Source organism: Ruminococcus sp. OM06-36AC (assembly GCF_003438725.1).
In the GTDB taxonomy this organism is placed as follows: Bacteria; Bacillota; Clostridia; order Oscillospirales; family Ruminococcaceae; genus Ruminococcus_C; species Ruminococcus_C callidus.
Window position 1 is genome coordinate 17,306 of the sequence record NZ_QSTT01000007.1, and the last position, 10,393, is coordinate 27,698.

A 10,393-nucleotide genomic window follows, 5' to 3' on the forward strand; every position below is an offset into this window, starting at 1 on the left:
CCTTGGATTTTTCGGTGTGAGAAAGTGCTACCGACTTTATCAAAAACAAATGCTGATGAAAAACAATCCAGTTGTGGAAATTGCAGATCTGAACATCAAAGCCCCCATTTTAGAGGGAACTGACAATGAAACGCTTGCCAAAGCGGCAGGGCATTTCAAGGACAGCGGCGATTTTGGCAAGGGCAATTACTGCATTGCCGGGCACAGCAGCACACTGTACAAAGAATATTTCAACAACTTGAAAAATGTGGAGATCGGCATGGAAATCACGCTGTATGACAAGCAAAAGCAGGTGTATCATTACACTGTGACCGAAAGCAAAATCGTCGATCCGGATGCCGTCTGGGTGCTTGATGATTTCGGCGATGACAGAATCACCGTCATCACCTGTACCGATGACGGAACACAGCGACAGGTTGTGGTTGGACTGCTGGATTGATCTTTTCGGTTTGCCTAACTAATGAATGACCGTAACTAAGTGAAACCCATTAACATCGTAACCCAGTTAAAGCGATTAAGTAGAAAGCACAAGAAATCCACGCAGTTTCGGACTTTTCCCATTTTGAAAGGTTGCAAATAAGTGATTTTACCACTGTAAGCATCGCCTCCACCATACTTGCACCTCTATTTTGATACAATTTAGAGGTGCTTTTTTATGCCCAAAAACCAGCAAAAACAACGTAAGTGCCAAACAAACCAAGCCACATATCAAAAATGAGCCGAGGGAATTTTGCTCGGCTCATGTATCATTTTGTAACAAAAACTGTATGTTACTGTATTTATCAAACTGAATGTGAATACTCAATCGCAGTCTATCCTGAGATACTCTTTCTTCAATTCATCAATTGTATCATACGGGAACAATACAGCATCATCTATTGGAATATCCTCCAGTCTCCGGACAAATTCTTTTACCAGATCAATAGCTTCAGTGCTATGCCTGCCATGCTTTGGGCAATGTCGTACAAACCACACCTGATCATATATCTATCTGTGAGATAAGAGAATTGACATCATAAGAAAAATCCATTTCGTTTGCTTCGGCTGCATGACCGTAGAGCGAAATAACATCAGCCAAGCGGCGCAGAATTGCAGATTTGCAGATATCCATAGGCAAATACACACGGATATTATCATCGTCCGGTAACGGAGTTGGATCATAACCGGTTTCCCGGATCCATTGAAGAGACCTGTCAATCAGCCAGGGCTCGTTGATGAATAGTGGTTTGGATTCTTTGGGAATCGGATCAATATCGAGATCGTGATGTTCCATTAATTGTCACCCTTAACTCAAACTGTATGCACACTGTAACGCTTACTGTATCTCACTGTATGTTTGTTTGCAATAAGCAGGCAGAGCCATACTCCATGGCATAACGCTTTTTATCTGTTCGTCTGTGGGTGCATCTCCCCATTCAGGGAGAACTGTCAGAAGATGCAGTAAATAGCCGTAAACATCAAGTTTGTTTCTCTTAGCCGTTTCTATGATGCTCATAACTGCTGCACTTGCATCTGCACCTTTTTCTGTATCGCTGAACAGGAAATTCTTGCGGTTGATGACATAGGGCTTGACCGTTCTCTCTGCAAGATTGTTGGTCATTTCAACCTCTGCATTGCTCAGGAACAAATACAACTTGTCTTTCTGATTTCGGGCATAAGTGACCGCCGTGTAAAGATGAGTGCCTTTACCCGGTCGAAGATTTTCAATTATCTCATATACCTGATCCAGCAGAGGCATTATCTTTTTCTGCCGCATTTCAAGTATCTTCTCTCCAGTATATCCAGCCTTTTTAGCCTCCCGTTCAAATTCTGCCACCTTATCAATCAGGGCAACTATCTGTGCCGAAGGACAGGCAGTGTCTCCTTCGGGGATACTATCCACAAATTTTCGGCGTGCATGCGCCCAGCAGCCTGCATTCTCATAATTTCCGCTGCCGTAGGACTGGAGTCCGTCTGCCTGCACAACTCCCGTGTAGCCGCTCAGAAGCTCCTCTGCGACTATTTTGCCTCTGCTGTCACGGTATGTTCTTTTTTGAAGCGGACGCACCTGTGCAGACTATCCACATCTGTCCTTTTTTCTTTGTGGGCTTCCCGTCTTTTTTCAGGACTCTTGTTGAAGTCTCGTCTGCATTTAGTACAGGCTCAAGATATGCGTACTTCCAGAGCATATCAATAACAGGTCTAAACCATTCCGCACCCCTGATGATCCAGTTTGCCATTGAAGTGCGGCTTAAGATATATTCCCTGAAACTCCCAGTATTTTTCCTGACGGTACAGCGGCTCACCAAGCTGATACTTTCTCTGCATAATATCTGCGACAAGACTTGCATCGGGAAGTCCCTTTTCGATTATGCAGGCAGGCATTTGGTTTTTTGCCTTTACAATATTTGACTTGATACCACTTTTGTCGCAGTTCCTGCACTTGTAGACCTTGCGGTAGTATTCTATCTTGTAGACCTTTTCGGGGATAACAGCTATCCTCGTTGTGATACATTCTTCGGAATACGGAACAAGTGTATCTCCGCACTCTTCACAGATACGCTGATCTTCGGACAGTTCATATACTATCTTCTTTGTTTCAAGGTCTGCTCTTATCTCTTTTCTGCCGCGGTGCTGTCCTGTTTTATTTGACTTCCTTGTGACCTTTTCTATGGTCGGCTCAGCCGGCTCAGCCGCCTCAGCCTCAGCTTCATTGAATATCCCTTCAAATGCAAGCTGTCCGTCGTTTATGAATTTTGCCTTTTCACTTTTCTGTCCGAACAGCATTTTATTACGTTTCAGCACAAGCTCAGTCAGGTGTTCGATACGGAGGTCTTTTTTTTCTATTTTCTTTTCAAGTTTAGTTTTTTCTGATTCTAATTCTGCATTGCCGCTTCATATTTCAAAAGAGAAATATACTCCACATTTATGTGCGTTTCCACTGTGCAAAACTCAGCAGATGTCAACTCCGCCTTCTACTTTTTTGATAGCCTTGGGCTGGTCTACTGACAAGCCCTGCATAAGCCATATGTATTGCTCACGGGTCAGGTTACGGACTTCCTGCTCACTTCGGGGCCAGTTGAATTTTCCGTTTTCAAGCCGTTTGTACGGCAGAATAAATCCGTCTGCTTCCCACAGCAGCACCTTAAGACGGTCCCTGCGCCTTCCGCAGAACAGAAATGCACTGCTTGAAAAAAGATCAAGCTTGTACTGCTGCTGGACGATGGCTGTAAGTCCGTCAATGGACTTTCTCATATCCGTATGTCCGCAGACGATGTAGATATTTTCAGCAGATAATTCCTTCAGCATTGCTGTAATGCTCTCAGCAGTGCGAGCAGCGTATGTTCTTCTGTGCTTTGCGGAAGTTCTATTTCCATTCCGTTTTTACGAATGAAGATCTTTTCGCTTTTGTGATCAAGTGATTTTTCTGCTGCAATAGGCTCTTCTTTTGTTGTCGGTGTTATCGCTATACTCAGCGGTACTATTTCCCGCAGCGGTGATTCTGAGCGCTCAAGGAATTCATTCCTTACTATTCGAAGCCGCCTGTAATATGTATTGCAGCTGATACCCTTTATCTGACACCATTCGCTTATTTTCGTTCCGCTGTTCTGGCACTCGGCTATCTCTTCCGCCCATCGTTTATGCCTCAGCTCGTTTTTTAACTGCTTGATCGTTGCCATTCCCTCAACTCCTTCGGGTTATTCCCTTTTGGAGTCATTATACCTCGTTTTATCTCTTTTGGACAGGGCTGGAAATGGTTGGCGGTTACAAAACAATGTGGATTTCAAAAAGTAATCGTTCTTTGGAACGTGTTCAAAAGCAAAAAAGCCGGCTCAGATTTTCCACTGAACCGGTTTTCTGTTTGCGTAAACGTTTTTTTGTGGGCAAAAATGCACCCAAAGGCAATGCCACACAAAGAGCGTCCGGCGACTTTGCACGCCATCTGCTTGCAAATTTCCCGTCATATTTCACAAAAATGCTCGTGAATACATCCAGTATTCACTCCGCTTTTTGTTTCATCTGACGAAAAATTTGACGACGCATCTGTCGCACAATCTTTGTGCGGTATTGCCTATGAAAAAATTTTTCAGAAAAATTTCTAGTTGTATCAAATTTGAAAAGCTGAAATAGTATAATATCCATATCAAAAGAAACAAAGCTCGTTTTAACAGGAGGAAATTCAAATGGCTCAATTAGGATTGTTTCGGGCAATTGCTCGAATTTACACCAACACACCAGAAGCACAGGCAATTTTGCGGCAGCTGCGGGAACTGTTTCAAGATGCTGAGGAGAAGAATGCGGTTTCACAGGAAGATGTTGTGTGGAGTGAATTTTCTGAGGATGTGCAACCGGACTACACAGAGTATCATCTGAAGTCGGGATACAGCTGTCTGTGCAGATGGTTGACTTTTTAGATCAGTGGCATTTTAAGAAAAATCGAAGCACTTCACAATGGCTCTTACGCCCTGATGTCCGGCAGTGCTGATCTTAGCAGTTTCTGCTGGTCGTGTGGTGCAGTAAGCTCTCAAAAGCTTCCGCTTTCGGAATACAACGGAAAAACAGAATGGGGTGTCGATGATGCTTTTACGGCAGAAATTACCATGAAACTAAAAGGCTGGATGGAGCTTTTTCAAGAGAAAAAGGAAAACGTGCTTGCACATATGATAAAATATTACAGCTGTTCATGGGTGTTTGATGAAAAAACAATCAAAATCCTCAAAGGTAAAAACCCGGACAGTTTTATCGAAGAACTGTGTTACATAAGAGGGAAAGAAGAGTACTTTATATTGGATTCGGGTATATTTTTGGGCGATCGTGAGCCGGATCCGCAAAAACGCTGTGTTCCTTTCGACCAGTTTGAGTATCATGAAGAGGATCAGATTCGTATAGAAGTTCGTGCATCTATGTATAATTTCACAAAAGATACGATTACTTTCGTGCGGGAAGATTTTTATGATTCTCTGGAATTCCTGCAGCAGTTCGACAAAGACGCATTGCTCCAGATGCACTTTGTAAATGTTATGTACGATGATTTTGACAATGCGATCTATAGAAATGAAATGACCGGAGATTTCACAACATTACGTTTTCGGACCGGTGTGAATTGGTTTGAAGAACCGGTGGTAGAAGTTCCGCTGATTGGAACAGAACCAACTGACAATGTATGACCGAAAAGCAATTCACAGCATACGATCAACGGCATTTTTCAGCAAATTTCAAAATAATTCTTGATTTTAGTCACAAGAAAGTGTATAATAGTAGTAATGAATTTGTAATGATAAAAATATTTTAGGAGACGTTTCCAAAATGAGCAATAATAGTGATTTTCAGATTAAAGATGGTGTGCTGATAAAGTATACTGGTACAGGCAAAAAGGCTGTGCTTCCGGACGGTGTGACCAGTATTGGGGGATATGCGTTTTATGACTGTAAAAGTCTGACCAGCATCACGATTCCGGACAGCGTGACCAGGATTGAAGAAGATGCGTTTTGTTGGTGTACAAGCCTGACCAGCATCACGATTCCGAACAGCGTGACCAGGATTGGAGATTGGGCGTTTGAAGGTTGTACAAACCTGACTAACATCACCATTCCGGACAGCGTAACCAAGATTGGAGACAGTACGTTTAGTTACTGTACAAGTTTGACTAGCATCACGATTCCCAATAGCGTGACCAGTATTGGATGTGATGCGTTTTATGAGTGTCCAGCATCACGATTCCGGACAGCGTGACCAAAATTGGAGACCGTGCGTTTAAGGACTGTACAAGCCTGACCAGCATCACCATTCCGAACAGAGTGACCTGGATTGGGAAATATGTGTTTTATGGCTGTCAAAACATTAAAATAGCTGTATCCGATGAAAAGTATTTTGTGGTTGGTAGCTACGAGGGAACTGGAAAAGACATTATTGCAGCGAGAAAAATACTTCAGACTGGAAAACTGGATTCAGAAGTAAAGATACCGCTGGATCTGAAAATTCAGCTTGCTGTAAAACTGGTTGACTGGTACGACAGTGCAGATGCCAAAGCGTATGTGAAAAAAATGCTCACCAAAGGCGTAAAATCACTGATCGACAGCGGCAATCTGGAGCTGATTCAGGTACTTCTGGAAAAGACGGATTTAATCACCAAGAAAAACGTGGACAAGTATATCCAGTATGCCATCGACACCAAGCAGCAGGAGATCTATCTGACCTTGATTCACCATAAGGACGAGATCGGGGCGTATACGGAGATTTCCAAGAAGTTCCGGCTGTGATAGAGCAGAAAGAGCTGACAGCGACTACCCAGCACAGAACCCTTGTGAAAGTGTCCGGCGAATTCTACGCCCTTGTTGACAGATTGGGGCAGCAGTGATATAATAGGCGTAACAGGGGATGCGGTTGGGAATAAAATCTATAAAGAGTGAAATGATATGGTAATGAAAGATTTTGCTCCGTATTTCGATTTTGAAACAAAAGTGAAAATCACAACTGCTGATGCACAGTCTTTTATTGGTGTCATCACTGGATTTGAAGATGAACTTGACACTGAATCAAAAAAAGACGAGTTGGAACTTGATGTCGGCGACCGCTATGTTATGATCGAAATGCCGGACATCGTGTCTGTCGAAAAGGTATGAGCAAGTAACAATGGCATAGCAAAAATATTTTCAAAGCATCTCTCACGAGGTGCTTTTTCATGCCCTAATCACGGGCGAAAACTTGCAGAAAGCGGAAAATAAGAACAGAAAATTCCAGAGGCTCCCACTGCAGAGGGAAAAAGCAACTTTTTCATATACAAAAAGCACCGGATCTTCCTGTCGATTAGGACGATCCGGTGCTTTCTTATTACAGTCTGTCGATTCTGTTTTCTAACCCTTTGCAATCTTGGTATCGATTTTTATAACACAAGATCGTCCACTGCTTTTTGGTCTTACTCATCCTCTTTCCGTTTGAAGACACCCGATGCCTTCACCGCACCGAATCCGAATGCCATGAACAGTGCCGCACCCACGCACAGCAGCCAGTTTGTCATGGAGTTGTTTCCGGTCTGAGGCAGGTTAACTTCTGCGTTGGAAGAATCCGTACCAGTACCGGTCTTCGGATCAACGGTGTAAACGTCCAGCACATTGCCGTTTAAGTCGGTCAGCGTAATCTCATATGCATTCTCCGAGCGTGCAGTGATTTCTGCATTTACGGCAATCACTCCCGTTTTTTTCAGATAATCGTTGAGTGCCCAGCTGCAAAGATCATCGTCTGCAATATTGGTCACGCTTGTAGTTGCTGCCGTTGTGATCGTGGTTGCCGATGTTGCAGCAGTAGATTCTGTGTTGGAAGTACTGGTGATTGTGGTTGTTTGAGTTGCAGAAGTTGTTGCCTTGGTTGCTACAGTTGTTTCGTTTGTAGTAGTTTCCCCTGTTGCTGCGGTTGTTTCGTTTGTGGTAACAGTGCTTGCCTCAGTTGCTGCGGTTGTTTTGTTTGTGGTAGTTGTTTCCTCAGTTGTTGCGATTGTTTCGTTTGTGGTAGTTTCTTCGGTTGTTGCGGTTGTTTCGTTTGTAGTAGTTTCCCCAGTTGTTGCACTTGTTTCGCTTGTGGTAGTAGTTTCTTCGGCTGTTGCAGTTGTTCCGTTTGTAGTAGTAGTTCCCTCAGTTGTTGCAGTTGTTTCGTTTGTAGTGGTTTCTTCGGTTGTTGCACTTGTTTCGTTTATGGTAGTAGTTTCTTCAGTTGTTGCAGTTGTTTCGTTTGTAGTAGTAGTTTCCTCAGTTGTCGCAGTTGTTCCGCTGGTAGCAGTCGTTGCCTTGGTCGCAGAAGTCATTCCGCTGATGGCAGTCGTTGCCTTGGTTGTTGCGGTCGTTCCGCTGGTGGCAGTTGTTTCCTTTGTTGTGGAAGTCGTTTCGTTTGTGGTAGTCGTCGTTGTCGTAGCAGTTGTGGTGGTCGTTGTTGTGGTTGTTGTCTGTGCATTTACCACAACCGTGCCGGTCACAACATTATAGTTCTCGCTGTCCTCCGGGGTGAACTCCCATGCCAGAGTATTTTTACCGGCAGCCAGTGCTTTGAGTTCACTGACAATCTTTGCCGCACCCTTGGTGCTGTCCTTGCTGATGCTTAGCCCCAGCTTTTCTACCAGATCACCCTCGGTGTGGCTGTCACCGTCCACGGTCACTTTCACTGTCGGGTCAGCCTTTGCCACCAGGAAATGCAAAGTCAGGTCTGCGGTGTTGCCGTTTTTCGCGGTAAATGTAAAGGTCACGTCCTTGCCGTTTGTGTACACCTTTGTGGGCTTGCCGGAAAGCTTGCTGCCGTCCAGCTGCATGCCGTCCAGCATGGTGGAACCAGTTGCAACCTTGACGGAAACTTCTCCCACTGCATCGGCATTTTTCACGTAATCCTGCAAGTTAATTTCGTCCATGTCCTGACCGTAAACGCACTTGATCTGCGTGGTCGCTGTGGCAACCTGAACCGGAACAGGTTTCACCGTTGCCGACAGCTCCACCTCTTTGGCAGCTTCTGCATCGGTTTCATCAGACAGGAAATGCTTTTTGCAGTTCTCACAGGTCCAGTATTCCACGTTTCCGGCTTCGGTGTAAGTCTCATCCTTGGCATCGGTTTTGATGAGAGAATGACGATGTTTTACCTTTTCAGATGCATCTCCGAAAGCGTTTTTTGTCAGCGTAGAATCGCAGGGAACCGTAATTTCAAGCGAATCGCCGCAGCCGGAAAATGCAAATTCTCCGATGTTTGTGACACTTTTCGGAATTTTGATGCTGGTTAAGCCGGTGCAATTCTGAAACGCATTATTTCCGATGCTTATAACACCGTCCGGAATCGTTACTTCTCCTGAACAAGTTCTTCCATCGATCAAAATCCCACTTACGATCACAAGTGAGTTGTTTTCCTGCCGTTTGTTTGTTAACCAAGGTGTACCAGAAAACGCAGATTCTCCGATGCTTGTGACACTATTTGATATCGTGATGTCTGTTAAATTGGTGCACTCGGAAAACGCAAAAGCTCCGATGCTTTTGACACCTTCTGGAATGTTGATGCCAGTTAAGCCGGTGCAACTGTCAAACGCACCAACTCCGATGCTTGTGACACTTTTTGGAATGGTGATGCTGGTTAATCCAGCACATTCGAAAAACGCAAACGCTCCGATGCTTTTGACACCTTCTGGAATCGTGATGCTTGTTAAACCGCTGCAATGCCTAAACGCACCATTTCCAATGCTTGTGACACCATCTGGAATCGTGATGTCTGTTAAGCTGCTGCAATTGGAAAACGCATACTTTCCGATGCTTGTAACGCCATTTTGAATCACAACTTTTTTTATGTTGCTTTTGTTGTATGCAGGAATATCCTTCATCGCCCCTGAGCCGCTGATGGTCATTGTGCCGTCGGCGGTGAGTGTCCAGGTCAAGTTGTCTTCGTTCCAGCGGGTTCTGATTATGCTTTCGTTTACGCCGAGGTTTTCGCTCGTCAGCTTAGAGCCGCCTTCAAGAAGCACCTCGGTCAGAGCAGTGCAGTCGTGAAACACATTGCTTCCGATGCTTGTGACACTCTTTGGAATGTTGATGCTTGCTAAATTGCTGCAACGCTGAAATGCACCATTTCCAATACTTGTAACATTTTCCGGAATGTTGATGCTGGTTAAGCCAGTGCAAATGGAAAACGCACCATTTCCAATGCTTGTGACACTTTTTGGAATGTTGATGCTTGTCATGCGGCTGCAACCGGAAAACGCATAATCTCCGATGCTTGTGACACCGTCCGGAATTGTTACTTCTCCTGAACAAACTGTGCCGTCAATCAAGATCCCATTTACAATCACAAGAGGGCTTTCATTTTGTTTGTTTGTTAACCAAAGTGTGTAAGAAAACGCATGATATCCGATGCTTGTGACACTACCTGGAATCGTGATGTTTGTCAAGCGTCTGCAATCCTTAAACGCACTATTTCCGATGCTTGTGACACCTTCCGGAATTTCGATGCTTGCTAAATTGCTGCAACTGTCAAACGCATAATATCCGATGCTTGTGACGCCATTTTCAATCACAACTTTTTTTATTTTACTATTGCCGTATGCAGGACTATCGTAAGAGTAATCCTTCATCGCCCCTGAGCCACTGATGGTTAGTGTGCCGTTGTCATACAGTGTCCAAGTCAGGTTGTCACCTTCTGTTTTTGTCCATGTCACTGCACCTGTTTCCTCCGCACTCGCCGTGATCCCCCACGAGATATTTTGCAGGGTATCGGTCGGGAAGTACAGCAGCGTCCCCGCCGCCATGACTGCTGCCGACGAAAGGGCCGCCAGCCGTTTCCATTATTTCTTCATAATATGCCTCCTTCGTTTTCGAATATATTACATATTCTTGATACTCTTATTATAACACAATCAGGTATTCTTTGTCAAGAAAAACGGAGGATCTTTTGAAAT

General features: G+C 44.4%; 12 protein-coding genes. 6 read left to right on the forward strand and 6 right to left on the reverse strand.

The features are described 5' to 3' along the window. Positions 1–55: 55 nt before the first annotated feature. Positions 56–439 (forward strand): class D sortase, encoded by a 384-nt coding sequence (locus DXB92_RS06960; protein ID WP_181976953.1) that lies wholly within the window; start codon positions 56–58, stop codon positions 437–439. 540 nt (positions 440–979) lie between these two features. On the opposite strand, the gene DXB92_RS06965 is transcribed toward DXB92_RS06960, so the two are convergent. The 5 genes from DXB92_RS06965 to DXB92_RS06990 form a co-directional block, all read right to left on the reverse strand. Then, positions 980–1,273 carry a hypothetical protein gene (locus DXB92_RS06965; RefSeq protein ID WP_117733314.1) on the reverse strand — a complete coding sequence of 98 codons (294 nt, stop codon included), beginning with the start codon at positions 1,271–1,273 and terminating at the stop codon, positions 980–982. A gap of 42 nt (positions 1,274–1,315) precedes the next feature. Beyond that, a complete protein-coding gene (locus tag DXB92_RS06970) occupies positions 1,316–2,047 on the reverse strand; it encodes an IS66 family transposase (RefSeq protein WP_117733315.1) in 732 nt (243 codons plus the stop codon). 134 nt (positions 2,048–2,181) lie between these two features. After that, on the reverse strand, positions 2,182–2,826 hold the full coding sequence (locus DXB92_RS06980) for an IS66 family transposase zinc-finger binding domain-containing protein (protein ID WP_338095205.1): 645 nt from the start codon (positions 2,824–2,826) through the stop codon (positions 2,182–2,184). 105 nt (positions 2,827–2,931) lie between these two features. Further along, on the reverse strand, positions 2,932–3,288 hold the full coding sequence (tnpB, locus tag DXB92_RS06985; protein ID WP_117733318.1) for an IS66 family insertion sequence element accessory protein TnpB: 357 nt from the start codon (positions 3,286–3,288) through the stop codon (positions 2,932–2,934). Then, complete coding sequence (locus DXB92_RS06990) at positions 3,282–3,659, reverse strand: hypothetical protein (RefSeq protein WP_117733319.1); 378 nt, start codon at positions 3,657–3,659, stop codon at positions 3,282–3,284. Before DXB92_RS06990 ends, tnpB begins: the two co-directional genes overlap by 7 nt. Positions 3,660–4,163: 504 nt before the next feature. Here DXB92_RS06990 and DXB92_RS07000 point away from each other — a divergent pair. The 5 genes from DXB92_RS07000 to DXB92_RS07015 all read left to right on the forward strand — a co-directional run bounded on the left by DXB92_RS07000 (position 4,164) and on the right by DXB92_RS07015 (position 6,602). Continuing rightward, on the forward strand, positions 4,164–4,394 hold the full coding sequence (locus tag DXB92_RS07000; protein ID WP_117733321.1) for a hypothetical protein: 231 nt from the start codon (positions 4,164–4,166) through the stop codon (positions 4,392–4,394). Positions 4,395–4,448: 54 nt separating this feature from the next. Further along, a complete protein-coding gene (locus DXB92_RS07005; RefSeq protein WP_117733322.1) occupies positions 4,449–5,147 on the forward strand; it encodes a hypothetical protein in 699 nt (232 codons plus the stop codon). Positions 5,148–5,286: 139 nt separating this feature from the next. Next, positions 5,287–5,712: a leucine-rich repeat domain-containing protein gene (locus tag DXB92_RS14110; protein WP_242986619.1), complete on the forward strand. Its 426-nt coding sequence runs from the start codon at positions 5,287–5,289 to the stop codon at positions 5,710–5,712. Beyond that, positions 5,709–6,239: a leucine-rich repeat protein gene (locus tag DXB92_RS14115; RefSeq protein WP_242986620.1), complete on the forward strand. Its 531-nt coding sequence runs from the start codon at positions 5,709–5,711 to the stop codon at positions 6,237–6,239. The genes DXB92_RS14110 and DXB92_RS14115 overlap by 4 nt, the downstream gene beginning before the upstream one ends. 156 nt (positions 6,240–6,395) lie before the next feature. Further along, positions 6,396–6,602 (forward strand): hypothetical protein, encoded by a 207-nt coding sequence (locus tag DXB92_RS07015; protein ID WP_117733323.1) that lies wholly within the window; start codon positions 6,396–6,398, stop codon positions 6,600–6,602. A gap of 293 nt (positions 6,603–6,895) precedes the next feature. On the opposite strand, the gene DXB92_RS07020 is transcribed toward DXB92_RS07015, so the two are convergent. Continuing rightward, positions 6,896–10,243: a leucine-rich repeat domain-containing protein gene (locus DXB92_RS07020; protein WP_117733324.1), complete on the reverse strand. Its 3,348-nt coding sequence runs from the start codon at positions 10,241–10,243 to the stop codon at positions 6,896–6,898. Between the last annotated feature and the right edge of the window lie 150 nt (positions 10,244–10,393).

Coding starts and splice junctions, on each gene's coding strand:
- DXB92_RS06960 (WP_181976953.1), top strand. CDS start 56: ATGAAAAACAATCCAGTTGTGGAAATTGCAGATCTGAACATCAAAGCC.
- DXB92_RS06965 (WP_117733314.1), bottom strand. CDS start 1,273: ATGGAACATCACGATCTCGATATTGATCCGATTCCCAAAGAATCCAAA.
- tnpB (WP_117733318.1), bottom strand. CDS start 3,288: ATGCTGAAGGAATTATCTGCTGAAAATATCTACATCGTCTGCGGACAT.
- DXB92_RS06990 (WP_117733319.1), bottom strand. CDS start 3,659: ATGGCAACGATCAAGCAGTTAAAAAACGAGCTGAGGCATAAACGATGG.
- DXB92_RS07000 (WP_117733321.1), top strand. CDS start 4,164: ATGGCTCAATTAGGATTGTTTCGGGCAATTGCTCGAATTTACACCAAC.
- DXB92_RS07005 (WP_117733322.1), top strand. CDS start 4,449: ATGTCCGGCAGTGCTGATCTTAGCAGTTTCTGCTGGTCGTGTGGTGCA.
- DXB92_RS14110 (WP_242986619.1), top strand. CDS start 5,287: ATGAGCAATAATAGTGATTTTCAGATTAAAGATGGTGTGCTGATAAAG.
- DXB92_RS07015 (WP_117733323.1), top strand. CDS start 6,396: ATGGTAATGAAAGATTTTGCTCCGTATTTCGATTTTGAAACAAAAGTG.
- DXB92_RS07020 (WP_117733324.1), bottom strand. CDS start 10,243: ATGGCGGCGGGGACGCTGCTGTACTTCCCGACCGATACCCTGCAAAAT.